Origin of the sequence: Streptomyces celluloflavus (assembly GCA_000720995.1) — a bacterium.
Taxonomy (GTDB): domain Bacteria; phylum Actinomycetota; class Actinomycetes; order Streptomycetales; family Streptomycetaceae; genus Streptomyces; species Streptomyces celluloflavus.
Window position 1 is genome coordinate 65,585 of record JOEL01000030.1, and the last position, 20,855, is coordinate 86,439.

The 20,855-nt window shown below is 73.6% G+C and carries 14 protein-coding genes; 6 read left to right on the forward strand and 8 right to left on the reverse strand.

Features of this window, described 5'->3' with window-relative positions; all coding sequences use genetic code 11:
- Nucleotides 1–295: 295 nt before the first annotated feature.
- Both IH09_RS24140 and IH09_RS24145 read right to left on the reverse strand, forming a co-directional pair.
- Entirely contained in the window at nt 296–2,947 is a 2,652-nt protein-coding gene (locus tag IH09_RS24140) for a DUF5682 family protein (RefSeq protein ID WP_240150411.1), read from the reverse strand.
- The gene (locus IH09_RS24145) at nt 2,944–4,077 is read right to left on the reverse strand and encodes an ATP-binding protein (RefSeq protein WP_052859572.1); all 1,134 of its coding nucleotides are present in this window, start codon (nt 4,075–4,077) and stop codon (nt 2,944–2,946) included. Before IH09_RS24145 ends, IH09_RS24140 begins: the two co-directional genes overlap by 4 nt.
- A gap of 246 nt (nt 4,078–4,323) precedes the next feature.
- Here IH09_RS24145 and IH09_RS24150 point away from each other — a divergent pair, with 246 nt between their 5' ends.
- Both IH09_RS24150 and IH09_RS24155 read left to right on the forward strand, forming a co-directional pair.
- Entirely contained in the window at nt 4,324–5,682 is a 1,359-nt protein-coding gene (locus IH09_RS24150; RefSeq protein WP_052859573.1) for an SWIM zinc finger family protein, read from the forward strand.
- 157 nt (nt 5,683–5,839) lie between these two features.
- Nucleotides 5,840–7,576, forward strand: a complete 1,737-nt coding sequence (locus IH09_RS24155) for a DUF5691 domain-containing protein (protein ID WP_052859574.1) — start codon at nt 5,840–5,842, stop codon at nt 7,574–7,576.
- Between the two features lie 65 nt (nt 7,577–7,641).
- Here IH09_RS24155 and IH09_RS24160 read toward each other — a convergent pair whose 3' ends face one another.
- The gene (locus tag IH09_RS24160; RefSeq protein WP_052859575.1) at nt 7,642–8,052 is read right to left on the reverse strand and encodes a cobalamin B12-binding domain-containing protein; all 411 of its coding nucleotides are present in this window, start codon (nt 8,050–8,052) and stop codon (nt 7,642–7,644) included.
- A gap of 439 nt (nt 8,053–8,491) precedes the next feature.
- Between IH09_RS24160 and IH09_RS24165 the strand changes: the two genes are divergently transcribed.
- Nucleotides 8,492–9,295, forward strand: coding sequence for an esterase/lipase family protein (locus IH09_RS24165; protein WP_110952548.1), 804 nt, complete (start codon nt 8,492–8,494; stop codon nt 9,293–9,295).
- Nucleotides 9,296–9,687: 392 nt separating this feature from the next.
- A complete protein-coding gene (locus IH09_RS24170) occupies nt 9,688–11,547 on the forward strand; it encodes a peptidoglycan DD-metalloendopeptidase family protein (RefSeq protein WP_052859576.1) in 1,860 nt (619 codons plus the stop codon).
- Between the two features lie 121 nt (nt 11,548–11,668).
- Here IH09_RS24170 and pcrA read toward each other — a convergent pair whose 3' ends face one another.
- Entirely contained in the window at nt 11,669–14,158 is a 2,490-nt protein-coding gene (gene pcrA / locus IH09_RS24175) for a DNA helicase PcrA (RefSeq protein WP_052859577.1), read from the reverse strand.
- Between the two features lie 161 nt (nt 14,159–14,319).
- Nucleotides 14,320–14,673 (reverse strand): hypothetical protein, encoded by a 354-nt coding sequence (locus IH09_RS24180; RefSeq protein WP_052859578.1) that lies wholly within the window; start codon nt 14,671–14,673, stop codon nt 14,320–14,322.
- A gap of 432 nt (nt 14,674–15,105) precedes the next feature.
- Between IH09_RS24180 and IH09_RS24185 the strand changes: the two genes are divergently transcribed.
- Both IH09_RS24185 and IH09_RS24190 read left to right on the forward strand, forming a co-directional pair.
- Complete coding sequence (locus tag IH09_RS24185) at nt 15,106–16,218, forward strand: C40 family peptidase (RefSeq protein WP_052859579.1); 1,113 nt, start codon at nt 15,106–15,108, stop codon at nt 16,216–16,218.
- Between the two features lie 232 nt (nt 16,219–16,450).
- Nucleotides 16,451–17,200 carry a GNAT family N-acetyltransferase gene (locus IH09_RS24190; RefSeq protein WP_052859580.1) on the forward strand — a complete coding sequence of 250 codons (750 nt, stop codon included), beginning with the start codon at nt 16,451–16,453 and terminating at the stop codon, nt 17,198–17,200.
- On the opposite strand, the gene IH09_RS24195 is transcribed toward IH09_RS24190, so the two are convergent.
- The 3 genes from IH09_RS24195 to IH09_RS24205 all read right to left on the reverse strand — a co-directional run bounded on the left by IH09_RS24195 (nt 17,190) and on the right by IH09_RS24205 (nt 20,764).
- Nucleotides 17,190–18,314 carry an alpha/beta hydrolase gene (locus IH09_RS24195; RefSeq protein ID WP_052859581.1) on the reverse strand — a complete coding sequence of 375 codons (1,125 nt, stop codon included), beginning with the start codon at nt 18,312–18,314 and terminating at the stop codon, nt 17,190–17,192. The two genes, IH09_RS24190 and IH09_RS24195, sit on opposite strands and share 11 nt — an antisense overlap.
- A gap of 254 nt (nt 18,315–18,568) precedes the next feature.
- Entirely contained in the window at nt 18,569–19,294 is a 726-nt protein-coding gene (locus IH09_RS24200; protein WP_052859582.1) for a LuxR C-terminal-related transcriptional regulator, read from the reverse strand.
- Nucleotides 19,295–19,480: 186 nt separating this feature from the next.
- Entirely contained in the window at nt 19,481–20,764 is a 1,284-nt protein-coding gene (locus tag IH09_RS24205) for an ATP-binding protein (RefSeq protein ID WP_052859589.1), read from the reverse strand.
- Nucleotides 20,765–20,855 lie beyond the last annotated feature (91 nt).

Below are 20,855 nucleotides of genomic sequence, written 5' to 3' on the forward strand. Positions count from 1 at the left end.
CCGCCACCGCCGCAGCCGCTCGGCGTCGGTGACGGGGGCGGTGACAGGGGCGACGTCAACTACGGGGTCGGGTGCGGGCGCATCCGCCCCGGGGGCGGCCAGCCCGTCGGTCTTCGTGTCGGTCACCGTGTCGGTCGTCGTGCCGGTCTTCGTGCCGGTCTTCATGTCGATCACCGCCTCGGTCGGCGTATCAGTCGTCGTATCGGTCGTCGTGTCGGTCATCCCGCCGCCCCCAAGGTCGGTCACCCCGTCTCCCCCAAGGCCGGTCATCACGCCGCCCTCGAAAATTCGGTCATCACGCCGCCCCCGTAAGGTCGTTGGCCGTTCCGCCAGCCGGGTTCGCGTCCTCGAAACCGGCCTGGGCGATGCCCAGCAAGAGGCGCAGGGTGGGGAGTACGGCCGCGGCGCGGTCGCGGTCCAGGCCGGGGCCGAAGCCGGGTGCCGCCGCGTCCGTGCGGCCGTCCGCCGGGTGGCGGGAGACGGCCGTGGGCCCGCGGCGGATCAGCTCGCCGAGCGTGCGCCGCACCCCGGTGTCGTACTCCGCGAAGGTCCTGCGCAGCAGCGGCAGCACATCCGTGAACGCCGCCGCCGGCACCCGCGTCAGCCAGCCGTCCACCAGCCCGAGCAGCCGTTCGTCGTGGACCAGCAGCAGCCCGCCGCCGTCCCCGCCCCCGGCGAACCCCTCGATCCACCCGGCCGCATCGGCGGGCGGGGTGCCGGGCGAGAGGGCGAACCCCATCAGCCGCTCCGCTCCTGCGTCGCCCAACTCCCCGTCATCCAGCAGGAGTCGGGCGGCCCGCCCCCGCATCAGCCCGGGAATCGTGTCCCGCTCGGATATCGCCCGCAGCACCCCGGCCCACCGGACCCGCAGCCCCGCCACGGCACCGGCCCCGCCGCCCGGTTCACCCCCGGGTTCATCCCCGGATTCGTTCCCGGGTTGCGCATCGGTCGCCGACTGGTCCAGCAGGGCGACGGCCTGGTGGGTGGCGTCGAGATGGCCGCGCAGCTCCGCGGCGCCGTCCGCGTCCAGGCCCACGCAGGCCGGCGGCAGACCGACGAAGACCCGCTCGGCCAGGCCGGTCGCGACCTCGTGGAGCGCCGCGCCGTCCGTGCCGCGCACATCGCCGTACCGCACGGACCGGACGAGGGCGGGCAGCGCCTGGGCGAGATGTCCCACGTCGGCGTCGAGTGCCGCGCGGTCCGACAGCGCCCGCATCACCACCGGCAGGGCGTCCGGGAGCCCGGCGAGCAGACAGCGCTCGGCGAGCGCCGTGACCTCGGCGAGCGCCGTCGCGCCCACCGCGTCGGACGCGGCCTTGGCCGTGGCGGCGGAGAGCACGGTCGTACCCCAGATACCGGCCTCCGCGACCCGTACGGACAGCTCCGGTTCCCAGTGGAGCAGCCAGGTCTCCCGGAAGGTGCCGGTACTGCCGCGGGAGCGCACCGGCTCGCCCCAGGGGATGCCGAGCAGCCGCAGCCGGTGCAGCAGCCGGCTGCGCCCGGCGTCCGTCTCCTTGCGCAGGTCCAGCTCCACCTCCCGCTCCAGTGCCGCCGGTTTGAGCCGCAGCGACCGCTGACTTCGGTCGATGTCCCGCTGCAACGGCACCGCGGGGGTGTCCGGCGGGACCTCGCCCAGCACCTCCCCGACGACGAGCCGCTCGTGGATGAGCGACAGCGGCGCCTCGGAACCGTCCCCCATGACGGCCCGGATCGCGTCGGTGGTCTCGGCGAGCCCGGCCAGCGGCCGGCCGCGCACCGTGGCCAGTCCCTCGGCGAGCCGTACCGCCTCGATGACGTGTGCCGACGAGACCGCGTAGTCCTCCGCTCTGAGCAGCCCGGCGACCTTGGTCATCCAGCGCTCTATCGGGCGGTCGGGGGCGTCGAAGAGATGGCCGTACCAGCCGGGCGAGGCGACACCGGCGCCGTAACCACTGCGGCGGGCGAGCCGCCGGTGCGTCCACGGCACCCAGGTCACCGCCGTCTTCACCTTGGGCAGGCCCTTGAGCAGTTGCCGGTCGGCGGTCGCGGTGCTGCGGCGGGCCAGCGCCGGTACATGCCACGCCCCGCACACCACGGCGACACCGTCCCCGAACTCCCGCCGCGCGGCCCGCAGCCGAAGCCGCATATGGGCCTCCCGCACCGGGTCGCGGTCGTGTCCGCCGTCGCCGTACGTCTCGCGCAGCACGCCCATCGCCTCGGCCAGCGCCGCGAACGGCGCCAACGCGTCCGCCCCCGGTCCGCCCCCGCGCCCGGATCCGCTCCGGTGCGAGGTCCCCCCGCCCCCGCGGTGCTCGACCACGTCCTCCCACCAGCGCTCGGCGTCGTCGTAACCGGCGGCCTCCGCCAGCGCCCCGATCGGATCGATCCGTACATCCGGCCCGTCCCCGGGCTCCCCGGGCTCCCCGGCAGCCCCGGACGCCTCAGATGCCCCGGACGCCCCCGCGCCGCGCTCCCCGTCCTCTCCCTCTCCCCTGCTTTCTCCGCCCTCCCCGTTCGCGCTCTCCCCTCTCTCCCCGCTCTCCGCTCGCCACGCCAGGGAATGCGCCGCGGGCAGATCGATGAAGCGGACCGGGACGCCGCGCTCCACCGCCCAGCGCAGCGCGACCCACTCCGGGGAGAACTCGGCCAGCGGCCAGAACGCCGCGCGGCCCGGATCGTCCAGCACATGGGCGAGCAGTGCGACGGGTGGCCGCATGCCCTCCTGCCCGGCCAGCGGCACCAGTTCGTCCGCCTCCGGTGGACCCTCGATCAGCACCGCGCCGGGTGCGCACTGCTCCAGGGCGGCCAGTACCGCCCGCGCCGACCCGGGACCGTGGTGCCGCACCCCGAGCAGCACGGGCCCGGCCGTACGCTCCGCCGCCGCTACGGGCGTCGCCGTCCCCGCTGGCACCGCCGCCGTCCCGGTCGCCGCCGCCCCCGTGGCCGGGCCCGCCCCTCCCCCGGTCATGCGCTCACCTCTCGGCAGGCCCGGTAGAAGTCCTGCCAGCCGTCGCGCTCGCGCACCACTGCCTCCAGGTACTCCTGCCATACGACGCGGTCCGCGGCCGGATCGCGGACGACCGCGCCCAGGATGCCCGCGGCCACGTCACCGGAGCGCAGCACACCGTCGCCGAAGTGCGCGGCCAGCGCCAGACCGTTCGTCACCACCGAGATGGCCTCGGCCGTGGAGAGCGTCCCGGACGGCGATTTGAGCTTTGTGCGGCCGTCCGCGGTGATACCGCCCCGCAGCTCACGGAAGACCGTGACGACCCGGCGGATCTCGTCCATCCCCTCCGGGGCGGCCGGCAGTTCCAGCGAACGGCCTATCTGCGCGACCCGGCGGGAGACGATGTCCACCTCTTCGTCCGGTGTCGCGGGCAGCGGCAGTACGACGGTGTTGAAGCGCCGGCGCAGCGCGCTGGAGAGTTCGTTGACCCCGCGGTCGCGGTCGTTGGCCGTCGCGATCAGGTTGAAACCGCGGACGGCCTGCACCTCCTGCCCCAACTCCGGGATGGGCAGGGTCTTCTCCGACAGGACGGTGATCAGCGTGTCCTGTACGTCGGCCGGGATACGTGTCAGCTCCTCGACCCGTGCGGTCATGCCCTGCGCCATCGCGCGCATCACCGGACTGGGCACCAGCGCCTCCCGGCTGGGGCCGTTCGCGAGCAGCTGGGCGTAGTTCCAGCCGTAGCGGATCGCCTCTTCCGGCGTGCCGGCCGTGCCCTGCACGAGGAGGGTGGAGTCGCCGCTGACCGCCGCCGCCAGATGCTCGGACACCCATGTCTTGGCGGTGCCGGGCACGCCGAGCAGCAGCAGCGCGCGGTCCGTCGCGAGGGTCGTCACGGCGACCTCGACGGTCCTGCGCGGGCCGACGTATTTGGGTGTGATGACCGTGCCGTCCGCGAGCGTGCCGCCGAGGAGGTAGGTCGCCACCGCCCAGGGCGAGAGCCGCCAGCGCTCCGGCCGCGGCCGGTCGTCGGCGGCGGCGAGGGCCGCCAGCTCCGCCGCGAAGGTGACCTCCGCATGCGGCCGCAGCGCCTCGCCGGTCCCCGCCTCGCGCACTCCGTCAGGCGTCGTCTTGATGCTGTTCTCGGACATGGCTCCCCCAAGTCGCAAGGTGTGCGGCCGACTCCCCGCATCCCGTCGGCCGCTTGCGAAATCAAGCCTGCACCACACCACTGACAATCACCGGAAAACCGCCGCTGACCTGCTGTTTCAGCAATCCTCCAGGGCTGCTTCCACGCTGTTCCGGGGCTAGGGCAACGCCGCCGACAGCGCCGTCGGCGACGCCGGCTCCCGCGCCGTCGACGGCGGTTGTCAGTGGTCGGTCGTAGCGTCGTGAACATGAATCCGCAGGGGGAACGCTGGACGACGGATCAGGTGCTCGCGCTGGCGCCTGACGCAGCATCACGCAAGGCGGGCGGCAAGCTCGCGGCGCCGGGGCCGTGGTCGGAGACGGGCACGGGCGACGGCGCGCTATGGGGCCAGTGCAAGGGCAGCGGCAGCAAGCCGTACCGCACGGTCGTCGACCTCAACGGTCCGGCCTTCCGGTGCAGTTGCCCGAGCCGCAAGTTCCCGTGCAAACACGCGCTGGGGCTGCTGCTGCTCTGGGCCGGTGACGACCGGGCGGTGGCGGACGGCGAGCCACCGCCGTGGGCGGGGGAATGGCTGGCCGGCCGCCGCGAGCGGGCCGGGCGGTCCGCGGACGCCCCGTCCGGCGGCGCCCCGTCGCGCGCGCCCGCCGACCCGGCGGCCGCCCAACGGCGGTCCGAGCGGCGGATGCAGCGGATCGGCGCCGGGGCCGTGGAGCTGGAGCAGCGTCTGGAGGATCTGCTGCACTCCGGCCTGGCCACGGCGGACCGCGACGGTTACGGATCCTGGGACGAGACGGCCGCGCGCATGGTGGACGCCCAGGCCCCCGGACTCGCTTCGTATGTCCGTGAGTTGGGTTCCGTGGCGGCCGCCGGGGCGGACTGGCCGGCCCGGCTCCTGGAGGAGTGCGCCCTGCTCCACCTCCTCGATCAGGGCTTCCTCGGGATCGCGCGGCTGCCGGCCCCGCTCGCGGCGACGGTCCGCTCCCGCGTCGGGCTGACCACGGAGGCCGCGGAACTGCTGACCGGCCCCGAGGCCGCACCGGTCCGCGACCGCTGGCTGGTGCTCGCCCAACAGGACCGCGAGGACGGCCGACTGACCACCCGCAGGATCTATCTGCGGGGCGAGCGGACCGGGCGGATGGCGCTGCATCTCTCCTTCGGCGGCGCCAACCGCCCCTTGGACCTGGCCCTGCCGCCCGGTCTGGTCCTCGATGCGGACCTCGCCTACTACCCGGGCGCCCGCCCGCTGCGTGCCGCCCTGGGCGAGCGGCACACCCCGGCGGTGCCCGGCCCGGTGCCCTCGGGCTGCGGTATCGACGCGGCCCTGGCCGCCTACGGCGACGCACTGCGCGACGACCCCTGGCTGGAGTCCTGGCCGGTGGTGCTCGCCGAGGTCACGGCGGTACCGGGCCGCACCGGCCAGGGATGGCAACTGGCCGACGCGGACGGCGAGTCGGCGCTCCCCCTCGACCCGCGCTGCCTGGGTCGTGCGGGGCTGTGGCAGCTCGCCGCCATATCGGGCGGTGCCCCGGTCACGGTCTTCGGCGAATGCGGCCACCGCGGCTTCCTGCCGCTGACGGTCTGGGACCCCACACCGGTGTCCCTGTGACCCGCACCGCCGCACCACGCCCGCCCGCGCCCGCGCCCGCCCCGCTCCCGGCTCCGCTCGAACGGGAGGTGCCCCGTCCCCGCCACGTACGCGACCGCCCGAGCCCGCCCATCCCACCGGCCCGGCCTGCGCCCCACCCGATGCCTGGAGGAACACCATGACGAGCCCCACACCCACACCCACACCCGCACCCGCACCCGCACCCGGGACGCCGCCCGCCTGGGCCGAGTTGGTCGGCGCCGCGCTGCTCGGGACGGAGCGGCGGTCGCCGCCGGTGGCGGTGCGGGCCGGGCAGAGCGCCGCGGCCGCCCTGCTGGACGCGGCCGCGGTGAGCACGGTGCGCCGCCGCGCCGCGCTGCGTCCCGCGCCGGCCGGTGAGCGGCCCGCCCCGGCCCCGGCCGACCCGCGGCCTCCCCTGCCGCCCGCCGCACGGCGCCGGCTCGCGCTGCTGCTCGCCGACCGCGGCGGCACCGGCGGCGGCAGCCGTCGCGGCACGTCCCCGGACCTCACCGAGCTGCTGCCCCAGTGGCTCACCGCCGCGGACGCGCACGGCTACCGCGCCCCCGACGCACTGCTGCCCGCGCTGCTCGACGCCGCCCGTGCCCGTACGGACCTGCGGCCCACGGCGCTCGCCCTGGCGGGCCCGCGCGCCCGGTGGCTCGCGCGGTTCAACGACGACTGGAAGTTCGCGCTCCGCGACACCGGCGGTCCGGCATCGCTCCCGGGCGCCCCCGAGGACGTACCGCGGATCTGGACGGAGGGGCTGTTCGCGGAACGGTCCGCACTGCTCACCGCGGTGCGCCGCCGCGACCCGCACGCCGGTCTCGCACTCCTTTGCACCACCTGGGCCACCGAACGGGCGGAGGACCGCCTGGTGTTCCTCGACGCGCTGCGCGACGGTCTCACGGCGGCCGACGAACCGTTCCTGGAACAGGCGCTCGCCGACCGCAGCCGCACCGTCCGTGCCGCGGCCGCCGAACTGCTCGCCGGACTGCCCGGTTCCGCGCTCGCGGCCCGGATGGCCCGGCGCGCCCACGCCTGCGTCGGCCTCGACCGCCTGGCCGAGGCGGACCCAGCCGCATCACCCGGGGCGGCAGACCTGGAGATCTCCGTCGAGGCGCCGCACGAGTGCGATGCGCAGATGCAGCGGGACGGCGTGGTGCCCAGAGCGCCTTCCGGGCGCGGCGAACGGTCCTGGTGGCTGGGCCAGTTGGTGGCGGCGGCCCCGCTGGACGGCTGGCGGGAGCGGTTCGGGGGCCGCGCCCCGGCGGCGATCGTCGCCCTGCCGGTGGCCGGTGACTGGCGTACGGAACTGCACGACGCTTGGTGCCGCGCCGCCGTGCACCAGCGGGACGCCGACTGGGCGCGGGCGCTGCTCGGTGCGCCCACCGCGCCACCGCAGGGCACCGAAGCCGCACCGGCCGGCCCGGCGCGGGACCTGGCGAAGCTGCTCACCGTCCTGCCGGCGGACGAACGGGCCCGGTGGGTAGCGGAGTTCATCGCCGCACACGGCCTCTCGGACGCGTTCCGGATGCTCGGTGTCTGCGCGGTCCCCTGGGCGGAGCCGCTGGGCCGGGCGGTCATCGACGCGCTGGACATCGCCCGGGACGCGGGCAGCTATCCCTGGAGCTTCAGCGGGGTGATGGGCCTGGCCGAACGCTGCCTCGACCCGGCCGCCGCGGACCGCCTCGACATGCTCACCGCGCTCACCGACGACCCGGAGGGCGCCGCACCGGGCTCCGTCGGCTACTGGTCCGAGACGTTCCAGCGCCTCGTCGCCACCCTGCGCCTGCGCGCCACCATGCTCACCGAACTCGCCCCCGCGCGACCCGACCGGCCCGGCCACCCCGCCATACCCGGCCGGCCGATCGCCGCCGAACCGGAGGGCGGTTGACCGCCTGGGCGGCGGCTCCCGTGTCCACGCCGGCACGGGGGCCGGCCGCTCGCCCCGGCCCGGCCTCAGACCGACAGCGGCCGTACGTTCGCGGTCACCCACGCCACGATGGAGGTGGTCGTCGCGCCCGGTGTGAAGATTTCCGCGACGCCCTGGGCCTTGAGCGGGGCGATGTCCGCTTCGGGGATGATGCCGCCGCCGAAGACCTTGATGTCCGCCGCGTCGCGCTCCGCCAGCAGGGCGATCACCTTTGCGAAAAGGGTGTTGTGGGCACCGGAGAGGATGGAGAGCCCGATCGCGTCGGCGTCCTCCTGGATCGCCGTGTCGACGATCTGCTCCGGGGTCTGGTGCAGCCCGGTGTAGATGACCTCCATGCCCGCGTCCCGCAGCGCCCGTGCGATCACCTTGGCGCCCCGGTCGTGGCCGTCCAGCCCCGGCTTGGCCACCACCACCCGGATCGGCCCGGACCTGCCCACCGCGCCCTGGCTTCCCGCTTGCGCTCCGTCATGCCGAGCCACACTCATCACTGCCTCCAAGCCATGCACGGCACGCGCAGAGCGGTGCCGCCGAGCCGACAATCGATCGCGCGACCGCGATCCGGCGGCCACGAGCGTGAACGAACGTTATCGCCAGCATCGCGCACCCGGCCGTTTCGTGACATGCAGGGAGGGGGAAATCACACACCGGGACACGTTCGCTACGCGCCGCGTTCCGCGTGTGGTGCCGCCGGAGCCGGGCGGCGGAGTTCGCGGGGCGGGCGTCAGGGGAGCCGCAGCCGGACCGCCGCGCCGTGCGCCGCGCAGCTGGGCGCGTACGCACCACGGGCACCACATCTCGACATCGCCGCGCACGGCTTCCCATGAGGGCATACGGGGGCCGGAGCCGCCTCCCGCATGCCGTTCGGGAGGTCGGCCCATGCAGGCCATGCCCTTTTTCCGTACCCGTTTCGGCAGCACGGCCGTGGAGTTGGCGGTCCTCGCCGGACATCTGCTGCTCTATCCGACCGGTATCACCCAGGAGCGGCACCTCCCGCACCCCGCACCCGCCCTCCCCGACGAGGGCCGTACGCAGCCGCCGGTCCTCCTGCTCCACGGCTTCATCGACAACCGTTCCGTCTTCGTGCTGCTGCGCCGCACCCTGCTCCGGCACGGCCGGCGGCATGTCGTGGCGCTCAACTTCTCCCCGCTGACCTGCGATCTCCGCGCGGCCGCCGAGCTGTTGAGCCGGTATGTGGCGGAGGTCTGCGCGCGGACCGGGCACCGCCGGGTGGACATCGTCGGGCACAGCCTCGGCGGGCTCATCGCCCGTTATTACGTACAGCGGCTCGGCGGCGACGCCCGCGTCCGCACCGTCATCACGCTCGGCACCCCGCACTCCGGCACTCGCGTGGCCCCCCTGATGTCGGCACACCCGCTCGTCCGGCAGTTGCGCCCGGATTCCGCGCTGATCGCGGAGTTGGCGGGTCCGGCCCCGCACTGCCGGACGCGTTTCGTCGCGTTCTGGAGCGAGGCGGACCAGGTGATGGTGCCGATTGGGACGGCGCGCATCGATCACCCGGACCTCCTCGCGTCCAATGTGCATATCGCCGGTGTCGGACATCTCGCGCTGCCGGTCAACGGCGCTGTCGCGGCGGGTATACGCGAGGCGCTGGCCTCGGCGGAGACGGCAGAGGCGAATGAGGCGGCAGAGGGGACTGAGCACGTCATTTCGGTGGCCTGACTCCCACCTCGCCCCACCCACCCCGACAGCCGCGCATTTCCGAGGTGCCGACAAGGAGATGGCAGGGAACGCACAAGGAGCCCGCAAGACTCTCCCGAGAGGCCGCCGACATATTTATGAGGTTTTTTCCGACGTACTCGTGGCGTACTCCCGGCGCACTTCCGGAACCCCTACCGAGGCCCTTCCGGCGCTCTCCCGAGCCCCTCCCCCACACGCCCGGAATACCGTCGAACAGGTTTCGAACGAGGCGCCAAGAACTCGCATCGCACTGCCGAAAGGCGGCCAAATGCCCGGTCTCACCGAGCCCGAAACCTGCCGGAGATTGTCGGCGTCGTGTACCGCCGGGTACAGTCGCCGCTAATTCTCCTGATGCCGAGGCGAAAGAGAAGTTGGTGAACGACCGTCCCCCACCGGGAGCTCCGCTTCCGACCGGCTCCACTTCCGACGCCTCGTATGCGCAGTACCCGGCCTACGACCCCTACGGGCAGCAGCCGGCCGCGCACGGCCATGCCGAGTACGGCAGCGGCGACCCCCTCTTCGGTTCGTTCCCCGCCACCGACACCGACCGGCACGGCACGGGCGCGTACGACACGCCCTACTACGGCATGGGCGGCGCGGATACCCCCGGCGCCTACCCCGGAACCGCGTACGACACCGGCGCGTACAACACGGGCCCGTACGCCACGAACGGCTATGCCGCGGACGGTTACGCCACCACCACGTACGACATCGGCGGACAGCCGGCCGCCGCGGGCCACGGCTCGTACGACCCGTACGCCCACACCGCGTACGGGACACCCGCCTACGACAGCGCGCCGTACGACACGGGCGGCTGGCAGACCACCGGCCACCCCGCCACCGGCCACTCCGCCGACGGCTACTCCGGCGCCGCGTACGGCTCCGGGAGCTACCCCACCGGCCCGTACGACACCGCGGGCCACGGGACCACCGGGGCCTACGGGACCGGGGGCTACGCCGCCCCGGACCACCACACCCCGGACCACCACACCCCCGGCCATGACCACGGCAACGGCGGCTATCCGGCCGCCGCGGCCGAGGACTCCGGGAGTGCGGCCGGGAGTTACGAGGCCACCGCGGTGTGGGCCGTCGTGGACCGGGATCTGATCCCCGGCATCCCGGCGCAGCCCGGCCCGTCGCCGGACGACACCGTCCTGTGGGACACCACCACCTGGGACGATCCGGGCCCGTACGGATCCGGCCGGTACGAGGCCAGCCAGTTCGAGACCGTCACCCACGAGACCATCTCCCCCCGGAGCACCGGCCGGCCGGCCGCCTCCCCCCAGCCCGCCGGGCAGCCGCACGAGGGACACGAGCCCGGCGCCGGCGACGAGTTCCGCTCGCCCGCCGCCCCGGACCTTCCCGGCGCCGCCGCCGTCGCCGATGCGATGACGCAGGCCATGCCGATCGCCCTCGCCGTCCCCGGCCCCGATGCCGGCTCCGACAGCACGCCGGGGACCGCGCCGGACACCGACAAGGCGGCCCGGGGCCGCGGGCGTCGGCGTACGGTCAAGCGCTCGGCGCTGCTGACCGTCGCCGTACCGTCGGTCGCCGCGCTGGGGGTGTGCGCCGTGGCCGCCGCCTCCGTCTCCGGCCTCGGCGGGGACGACAAGGGCGGCAAGGACGACAAGACCATGCAGGCCGCGGCGGACCTCGGGTCCGTCAAGGCCGCCGCGGCCAACAGCAAGCTCGACACCCAGCTCGCCGGACTCAGCAGCGGTGCCGACGACTTCGCCGACCGGGCCAGCCGCACCCAGGAGCGGATCGACCTCAAGGCGCGGCAGGCCGCGGAGAAGAAGCGCAAGAAGGACGAGGCGGCCCGCAAGGAGGCCGCCCGCCCCAAGTTCGCGCTGCCGGTCGCGCAGCACGGGCTGAGCGCGCTCTTCGGCCAGGCCGGTGTCAACTGGATGTCCGTGCACACCGGGATCGACTTCCCGGTCGGCCTGGGCACTCCCGTCATGGCCGCCACCGACGGCACCGTACGGACCCAGGTGAACACCGCGTACGGCAACATGGCGATCGTGACGGCGCCCGACGGGACCGAGACCTGGTACTGCCACCTGAGCAGCACCAAGATCCGCTCCGGTTCGGTCAAGGCCGGTGAGACGATCGCCTATTCGGGCAAGTCCGGGAACTCCACCGGGCCGCATATGCACTTCGAGGTGCGTCCCGGCGGCGACTCGCCGATCGACCCGCTGCCGTGGCTGCGCAGCCACGGTCTCAATCCCAACTGACCGCCGGACGCGCCCGGCTGCCGGCTGACCGCCGGACGCACGGGCGCGCGGCGAGTGGCCGTCCAGGGCCGGGACGATGTCCCGGCCCTTCGCCGTTGGCCGGACGGCCGGGCGGGCGGCGCTACAGCTTCTCCACCGGTGCGTACCGCAGGAGCAGCCGCTTCGGCTTCTCGCCGCCGAAGTCGATGGTCGCCTCGGCGTTGTCCCCGCTGCCCTTGACCGCGACGACGGTGCCGAGGCCGAAGCTGTCGTGTGTGACGCGGTCCCCGGCGGCCAGCGAGACGACGGGGCGGTCCTTGGCGCGCCGGGTCGCGAAGCCGCTGGGCCCCTTCGCGCGGGCCGACGACAGGGTGGACCCGATACCGCCGCCGCTCCCGCCGCCCGACGAGAGTCCGCCCATCGTGGCGGACGGCGTCGCGGGCCCGGTGCGCTTCCACTCCACGTACTGGTCCGGGATCTCCTCCAGGAACCGGGAGGGCGGGTTGTACGAGGGCTGGCCCCAGGCGCTGCGCATCGTCGCGCGGGTGAGGTAGAGCCGTTCGCGGGCGCGGGTGATGCCCACATACGCCAGCCGGCGCTCCTCCTCCAGCTCCTTGGTCTGGCCCAGCGAGCGCATGTGCGGGAAGACGCCGTCCTCCAGGCCGGTGAGGAAGACGACCGGGAATTCCAGGCCCTTGGCGGTGTGCAGCGTCATGAGGGTGATCACGCCGCTGCCGTCCTCGTCCTCGTCCGGGATCTGGTCGGAGTCGGTGACCAGCGCGACCTGCTCCAGGAAGTCGGCGAGGGTGGCGGTGGGGGCGGTTCCCGGCTCGTCGGCCTCGGCGGGGGTCCCCTCGCCGCGGTCCTGTTCGAACTCCAGGGCCACGGCGGCCAGTTCCTGGAGGTTCTCGATCCGGGTCTCGTCCTGCGGGTCGGTGGAGGACTGGAGCTCGGCGAGGTAGCCGGTGCGCTCCAGTACCGCTTCCAGGACGGTCGCGGGACCGGCGCCGGACTCGACGATGGTGCGCAGCTCCTCCATCAGGACGTTGAACCGCTTGACGGCGTTGGCGGAGCGGGCGGCCATGCCGTACGCCTCGTCGACCCGGCGCAGCGCCTGCGGGAAGGTGATCTTCTCGCGCGCCGACAGGGCGTCGATCATCGCCTCGGCACGGTCGCCGATACCGCGCTTGGGGACGTTCAGGATGCGGCGCAGCGGGACGGTGTCCTCGGGGTTGGCGAGCACCCGCAGGTACGCGAGGATGTCGCGGACCTCCTTGCGCTCGTAGAAGCGCACGCCGCCGACGACCTTGTAGGGCAGCCCGACCCGGATGAAGATCTCTTCGAAGACACGGGACTGGGCGTTGGTGCGGTAGAAGACCGCGACGTCGCCGGCCTTGGCGTCGCCGGCGTCCGTCAGCCGGTCGATCTCGTCGGCGGCGAACTGCGCCTCGTCGTGCTCGGTGTCGGCGACGTAGCCGGTGATGCGGGGGCCCGCGCCGGCGTCCGTCCAGAGGTTCTTGGGGCGGCGGTTCTCGTTGCGCTCGATGACCGCGTTGGCGGCGCTGAGGATCGTCTGGCTGGAGCGGTAGTTCTGCTCCAGCAGGATGGTCGTGGCGTCCGGGTAGTCCTCCTCGAACTGGAGGATGTTGCGGATCGTGGCGCCGCGGAAGGCGTAGATCGACTGGTCGGCGTCGCCGACGACGCACAGTTCGGCGGCGGACTCGGCCGGACCGACGAGTTCGCGTACGAGGGTGTACTGCGCGTGGTTGGTGTCCTGGTACTCGTCGACGAGGACGTGCCGGAAGCGGCGGCGGTAGTGGTCGGCGACGTCCGGGAACGCCTGGAGCAGGTGGACCGTCGTCATGATGATGTCGTCGAAGTCCAGGGCGTTGGCCTCGCGCAGCCGCGACTGGTACATCGCGTACGCCTGGGCCAGGGTCTTCTCGAAGCCGTCGGCGGCGGTGCCGGCGAACTCCTCCTCGTCGATGAGCTCGTTCTTGAGGTTGGAGATCTTCGCGCTGAAGGACTTGGGCGGGAAGCGCTTGGGGTCCAGGTCGAGATCGCGGCAGACGAGGGCCATCAGGCGCTTGGAGTCGGCGGCGTCGTAGATCGAGAAGGAGGACGTGAAGCCGAGCTTCTTGGACTCGCGGCGCAGGATGCGGACGCACGCGCTGTGGAAGGTGGAGACCCACATGGCGTTGGCGCGCGGGCCGACCAGCTCCTCGACGCGCTCCTTCATCTCGCCCGCGGCCTTGTTGGTGAAGGTGATCGCGAGGATCTGGCCGGGGTGGACGCCGCGCGCGCCGAGCAGATGCGCGATGCGGTGGGTCAGCACCCGGGTCTTGCCGGAGCCTGCGCCGGCGACGATCAGCAGCGGGCCGCCGGTGTGCACCACGGCCGCTTTCTGTTCGTCGTTGAGACCCTCCAGCAGCGCCGCCGGATCGACGGCGGGGCGGGCGGCGCCGTCGCGGTAGTACGCGTCCCTGGGCACGGGCGCGTCGAAGGCGCCGCCGAAGAGGTCGGCGGGGATCTCCTCCGGGGCCGGGCCGTGCTCGTCCTCGGGCGGCGGCGGGGGCTCCTCACCCGAGGGGCCGAGGTCCGCCAGGAAGCTGTCGTCAAAGAGGCTGCTCATCGCCCACCGAGTCTAGGCCGCCCCACCGACAGTCCGCCCGCGAGTGGTCGAAGTCGGCCCCGGAGCGGCCGGCGGTCCGGGCCCGGCGCCCCGCGGCCGTCCGGTACGTGGCGGTCCGTCCCGCCGCGGGGTGCGACGTTCCGTCCCCCGCGGCCCGCGGCTCAGGTCCAGAGCACCGCGATGAAGATGTTGGTGACGGTGAGCAGGCCGACGGTGCCGAAGAGCGGCTTGGCGATCTTCTCCTCGTCCCGCTTGACGTAGACCAGCGCCAGGATCACCACCAGCAGGGCCAGCTTGATGCCGATCTTGACGTTGTTGACGGTGTGGTCCTGGGACTGGTTGAGGCCGACCAGCACGATGCCGGTGACCAGCATCGTCAGCGCGCCGTGCAGCATGGCCGGCACGAAGCGGGCGCCGGCGCCGTTCATCGCCTTCATCTGGGTGAGGAAGCCGCCCAGGAGCGAGGCGATGCCGATGATGTGCAGCCCGACGAAGATATTGATTACTACGTCCATAGTGCTGGATCGTATCCGCCGTGTAGCACGCGCCATTGGGCAGGGCGCCCGCAATCGCCACTTCGGTCAGGACAGGGCGAATCCGGCGTCGGCGACGGCAGCACCACGGTCATCCACGCACCGGCGGCGGTCGGATGCGGACAGTGCCGGGCAAGTGGGTCCTCCGCCGTGACGCGCAGGCTTAGCTTCCTCCTCCAGGCGGTCGACTCCCCGCCGGGCCGCCGGCCTCCGCCCCGGTGGCCCGGCGGGGACGGAGACCGGCGACAGGAACGGCGGCGGCCCGCCCTCCCCGGTAACGGGCCGCCGCCGGACCACCCCGGATCACCGGGCCGCGGCGGCTCCTCCCCCGAGCCGCCGCGGCCCGGCCGCACCACCCGCACAGGCCGGATCACCCGGACCGCAAGGCCCGTAGGGAAGGAAGTGACGGCCCCCGTGGCGTCGCACCGCAAGCCCAAGCAGTACCCCCGCACGCTCTCGTTCCTGCTCGCCGACGGCGCCCCGCGCACCGCCCGGAAGCCCGGCATCGCCCGTACGGCCGCGACCCTGGCGCTCGCGGGCGTCGCCTCCGCCACCGCCTTCGACGCCCCGGCCGAGGCCGCGCCCCGCCCGACCCCCGCCCAGGTCAAGGAACGGGTCGACGCGCTGTACCAGGAGGCCGAGGTGGCGACGGAGAAGTACGACGGCGCGAAGGAGCGGGCCGCGGCCGCGCACCAGGAGCTGAGCAGGCTGCAGGACGAGGCCGCCCGCCGGACCGAGCAGCTGAACGCCGCACGGAGCGAGCTGGGCACCCTGGCCGCCGGCCAGTACCGGTCCGGCGGTGTGCACCCCACCGTCCGGCTGCTGCTCTCCTCGGATCCGCAGCGCTATCTGGACGGCGCCGCCGTCCTGGAGCGCGCGGGCAGCCACCAGGCGAACGCCATCGCCGGTTACGCACGCCGGCTCGGCAGCGTCCAGCAGGTCCGCGCGCGGGCCGAGGACACCGCGGAACAGCTGCGGAGCACCGAGGCCACGCTGGCCCGCAACCGCGCCACGATCACCCGGAAGCTGGCCTCCGCCGAGCAGTTGCTGAACGAGCTGACCGCCGAGCAGCGGCAGCAGGTGCGGGACGAGGACGGCTCCGACGGGCCCGGGTCCGCGGACCGGACCGGCCGGTCGTCGTCCGCGCACACCTCCCACTCCGCGGCGGCCGCGCCCAACCCCCGTGCCGCACAGGCCGTTTCCTTCGCGTACGCCGCGCTCGGCAAACCGTACGTATGGGGCGCGACGGGCCCCGCCGCGTACGACTGCTCGGGGCTGACCCAGGCCGCCTGGAGGGCCGGCGGGGTCTCGCTGCCCCGGACGACCTACACCCAGATCAGCTCCGGGCCGCGGATCGACAAGTCCCGGCTCGCCCCCGGCGACCTGGTGTTCTTCTTCTCCGGCATCAGCCATGTCGGGCTCTACATCGGCGACGGCAAGATGATCCACGCCCCGCATCCGGGCGCACCGGTACGGATCGCGCCGATCAACCAGATGCCGTTCGCGGGGGCCACCCGGCCCGCGTAGCGGCCGGACGCGGCGCTCCGGAGGCCCGGCTCCGTCGCGTCGTGGCGGCCTGCGGGCCGGGCCGCCACGGGGCGTCTCCCCCGCCTCGTCCGGCGGCATCCGCGCCTCGGGGAACGGCGCCCGCACCGCACGTCGGCGCGCCGCGCCCCGGCGCCGGCCACCAACTGCCCCATCGCCAACTGCCCCGGCAATTCGGTCGCTTGCCCGTTCGGGGTGCCCTACGCTCGGCGGCGTGACTGATCCTCTCGTCGCCGCGGGCGGCTCCCTCGGAGAACTGCCGGCCGTCGTACGTACCTGGGTCGACGGCTGGGCACGCTCGCGGGGTACGGACGCGCCGCGGGACGTTCCGGGCGGGTTCCGGATCGAGGTCGGATCGCCGAACCACCGCGCGCGGTACGTCCTGCCGGCCGCGGACCCGGCCGTGCTGCGCGACCTCGTCGGCGCCATCGACACCCCGGGCCTCTGGATCAAGGTCTGCGCCCCGCGCGAGGCGCTCGAACCGGCCCTGACCCCCGCCTGGAAGATCAGCGAACCGCAGTATCTGATGGTGTCCGCCCTGGCACCGATGCCGCCGGCCACCCCGCCGCCCGGCTACACCCTCGACCTCACCGACCACGACGGCATCATCGACGCCCGCGTCCTGTGCTCCGGCTCTGGTACTGGTACTGGTTCCGGTTCCGGTGGCGCCGTCCCCGCCGCGAGCGGGCGCGCCGCCCTCACCACCGGAGCGCCGGGCGGCGCCGCGCACTCCGCCCCGGCCCCGCCGTGCGCCGCTGCCGCCGTCTTCGACATGATCGGCACCGAAGCCGCGCACCGGCGCCGTGGCCTGGGCCGCTTCCTGATGGCGTCCCTGGCCCGCCGCGCGGCCGAACTCGGTGCCGGGCAGGGCGTGCTGGTCGCCAGCCCCGACGGCCGGGCGCTCTACGAAGCCCTGGGCTGGCGGCTCCGCGCCCCGGTCACGGCCGCCGTCTTCACGGCGTGAGCTGCTGCCCCAGCCACCGGGAGATCTCCGGTACCTGGTTCCGCCACACCGATGTGGCGTGGCCGCCGGCGCCCGACGAGATCTTCGTGACGGTCACCGTCGTCGGCTTCTTCGCGAGCTGCTTGAGCCCGATACCGGCCTCGTATCCGTCGCCCACCGCACCCGACACGTACAGCGCCAGCCGCGGCGGCTTTCCGTTCGCGTTGGCGGTCTTCAGGATGTGCATCGGGTTCGACTCGGTGCGCAGCTTCGGGTCCTTGCCCGCGAGCGAGTCCTTCTCTATCGCCGGGTCGTTGTAGCCGGACATGGCGACGGCGGCGCGGTAGCGGTCGGGGTGGGACAGTGCGAGCTTGGCGGCGCAGTGGGCGCCCGCCGAATAGCCCGCGAGGGCCCAGGAGTCCGGCTGGTCGCCGGCCCGGAAGTTGTCGATGACCATCTGGCGCACGTCGACGGTCAGCCAGCTGTCGGCGTTGACCTTCCCCGGGATGTTGACGCACCCGGTGTCGGCGTTGGTGAGCACGTTGGTGCGCGGCGCGACGATGATGAACGGCTTGATCTCGCCGCTCTGCATCAGCGGCTGGAGCTGCTTGCCCGCGTCCAGCGATCCCAGCCAGGACTTCGACGAACCGGGGTAGCCGGGCAGCACCTCGACCACCGGGAACTTCTTGTCCTTGTACGCGGGCTCGTTGTACTGCGGCGGCAGCCACACGTACACCTCGCCGCTGACCCCCGAGATCTTGCCGCTGAGGTCGGTCATCTGGACGCCCGGCCCCACCACCGGGTCGTCCGCCGGCCGGAACTTCTGGAGCTCCTTGGGCTCGTCCTTGACCTGCCGGCCGCCCATACCGTCCGGGCCGAGGTCCCTGGCCGCCTCGATATGGCTGCCGGTGCCGAGCAGATCGTCCCAGGTGTCGTAGAGGTTGTTCGCGTTGTTGACCGCGACGAAGACCACCGTGATGGCCGTGAACTGTGCGAACACCAGCATCGCCAGCCTGCCGAGACCGCGGAGCACGGGCGGTCCCGCTATCCGGCTCCAGAGCGCGAAGGGCAGCACGAAGGCGACTATCAGCAGCGCGATCGAGGTGAGGAAGAAGGGCGTGCCCGTCAGGCTCATCGGGATCTCGCTTCCAGGACATGTACGCGAAGGACGTGGGATGGTTCGGTCCGCGCCTTCGGCGACTGGCCTCTCCGCGCCCTTAGATGGCGATCGGCGTCGTCCTGGTTGCCCGTGGTTGCCCCTTCTTTACCTGCGACTTCCGACCGGCCTCCACCTGCGGCTCCGGTCCGGGGCGTGGTCCGCGTACCCGGCACCCGCCGCCCGTACGCCGCCGGGGGCGACCGGCTGCGGACGGGCCGGGCGGGCGGGTGTCAGACCAGCCGACGGGCCGTCGCCCACCGCGTCAGTTCATGGCGGTTGGAGAGCTGGAGCTTGCGCAGCACCGCCGAGACATGCGATTCGACCGTCTTGACGGAGATGAACAGCTGCTTGGCGATCTCCTTGTAGGCGTACCCGCGCGCGATCAGCCGCAGGACCTCGCGCTCGCGCTGGGTGAGGCGGTCCATGTCCTCGTCGACCGGCGGGGCGTCCGTGGAGGCGAAGGCGTCCAGGACGAAACCGGCCAGCCGCGGCGAGAAGACCGCGTCGCCGTCGGAGACCCGGAAGATGGCGTCGACCAGGTCGGTGCCGGTGATGGTCTTGGTGACATAGCCGCGGGCGCCGCCGCGGATGACGCCGATGACGTCCTCGGCGGCGTCGGAGACGGAGAGCGCCAGGAAGCGGACGGGGCGGTCCGCGTCGGCCATCATCGAGGCGCTGCGGCGCAGCACCTCGACACCGCCGCCCCCGGGGAGGTGGACGTCCAGGAGGACGACCTCGGGGCGGGTGGCCGCGATGACCGTGAGCGCCTGGTCGACGTCGGCGGCCTCGCCGACCACCTCGACGCCGGTGCGCCCGGTCTCGCCGATCTCGGCCTGGACACCGGTACGGAACATCCGGTGGTCGTCGACCAGCACGACCCGTACGGTCCGCCCCCCGTCCGTACCGCTTCCGGCACCGTCCTGCTGTGCGCCGTGCTGTGCGCCGTCGCTGCTCATCTCGTCCGTCCGTCCCTCGGTGTCTGCCCCGACATCATCCCGTGCCCCGCTCCGCCGTGTCTGCACCGGCCCGTGCCGCGGCGCCCGCCGCGGTCCGTCCGGCGCCGTCGGTGGCCACCCGTCGGCCCGCCTTGCGGCGCGGTCTTCGCCGGATGCACCGGGCAGGGCGGCGGCCGGGCCGGCCGGTCATTCCGTGCGCTCCATCTCCAGCTCGACGACGGTGCCGCCGTCGGGGGCGGAGCGCAGCCGGGCGGTGCCGCCGTTGCGCTCCATCCGGCCGATGATGGATTCCCGTACGCCCATCCGGTCCTCGGGTACCGCGTCCAGGTCGAATCCGGGGCCGTGGTCGCGCACCGAGACGAAGACCGTACGGCCCTCCACCTCGGCGAACACCTGCACGGCGCCGCCCTCGCCGCCGTACTTGGCGGCATTGACCATCGCCTCGCGGGCGGCCTGCATCTGCGCGCCGAGCGCCTCGTCCAGCGGGCAGTCGCCGACGACCACGACCTCGATGGGGACGCCGTGGTGGTCCTCGACCTCGGCGGCCGCCGCGCGGACCGCCTCCGCCAGGGTGTCCGGCTGCTCGTCCTCGTCCTTGCCGCGGCCCTCGGGTTTGTAGAGCCAGGCGCGCAGCTCGCGCTCCTGGGCGCGGGCGAGCCGGGCGACCTCCCGGGGGTCGTCGGCGTTGCGCTGGATCAGGGTGAGGGTGTGCAGGACGGAGTCGTGGACATGGGCGGCGACCTCGGCGCGCTCCTGGGCGCGGATGCGCATCAGCCGTTCCTCGGAGAGGTCCTGGGTGATCCGCACCAGATAGGGGCCGGCCAGCAGCGCGATGCCGACGATGACGGCGAGCGACGCCTGCAGCACCGAGCCGAGATGCCGCACCGAGCCCTGGAGCACGACGATGCCGGTGACCCCGGCGCCGACCAGCACCACACCGGCCCCGCCGCGCAGCACCGTCAGCAGATCCTTGCGGCGGCCGAGCTCCAGCCACTGGGCGCGGCGGGCGTTGTCGGCCTGCCGCCACACCACGGCAACACCGGCGGCGATCAGCAGCAGCGGCCAGAGATAGCCGTTGGCCTGGCCGAGCTGGAATCTGGAGGCGACGACCGCGGCGCCGATCAGCAGCGCGATCAGCGCGAAGAGCTGGCCCTTCTCGGGCTTGCGGCCCAGCAGCCGCCGCTTGTCGTCGGGCGATGCGGCGCGCTTGTCCTCGACGCCGCCGACGCCGAGCGGAACGAAGAACCAGAAGGCGGCGTAGAGCAGCGCGCCCATGCCCTCGGCCATGAAGAGGGCCACGAACACGACCCGGACCCAGGAGACCGGCAACCCGAGGTGCCCGGCGAGGCCGCGCGCGACGCCACCGAGCATCCGGCCGTCGGCGCTGCGATAGAGCCTGCGCACGGGCGGATCGTCGGGGGCTGGTGCCGCGTCGTAGATCGTCTCGGCGCGGGGCGGCGCGGTGGTCATGTCCCCGATCGTCACATGCGACCGGGGTCCGGGGCATCAGGGGCGACCCTGAGGACGCCCCTGACCTTGCGTCGGGGGCTTCCGGGGCGCG

Coding starts and splice junctions, on each gene's coding strand:
- IH09_RS24140 (WP_240150411.1), bottom strand. CDS start 2,947: ATGACCGGGGGAGGGGCGGGCCCGGCCACGGGGGCGGCGGCGACCGGG.
- IH09_RS24145 (WP_052859572.1), bottom strand. CDS start 4,077: ATGTCCGAGAACAGCATCAAGACGACGCCTGACGGAGTGCGCGAGGCG.
- IH09_RS24150 (WP_052859573.1), top strand. CDS start 4,324: ATGAATCCGCAGGGGGAACGCTGGACGACGGATCAGGTGCTCGCGCTG.
- IH09_RS24155 (WP_052859574.1), top strand. CDS start 5,840: ATGACGAGCCCCACACCCACACCCACACCCGCACCCGCACCCGCACCC.
- IH09_RS24165 (WP_110952548.1), top strand. CDS start 8,492: ATGCAGGCCATGCCCTTTTTCCGTACCCGTTTCGGCAGCACGGCCGTG.
- pcrA (WP_052859577.1), bottom strand. CDS start 14,158: ATGAGCAGCCTCTTTGACGACAGCTTCCTGGCGGACCTCGGCCCCTCG.
- IH09_RS24180 (WP_052859578.1), bottom strand. CDS start 14,673: ATGGACGTAGTAATCAATATCTTCGTCGGGCTGCACATCATCGGCATC.
- IH09_RS24195 (WP_052859581.1), bottom strand. CDS start 18,314: ATGAGCCTGACGGGCACGCCCTTCTTCCTCACCTCGATCGCGCTGCTG.
- IH09_RS24200 (WP_052859582.1), bottom strand. CDS start 19,294: ATGAGCAGCGACGGCGCACAGCACGGCGCACAGCAGGACGGTGCCGGA.
- IH09_RS24205 (WP_052859589.1), bottom strand. CDS start 20,764: ATGACCACCGCGCCGCCCCGCGCCGAGACGATCTACGACGCGGCACCA.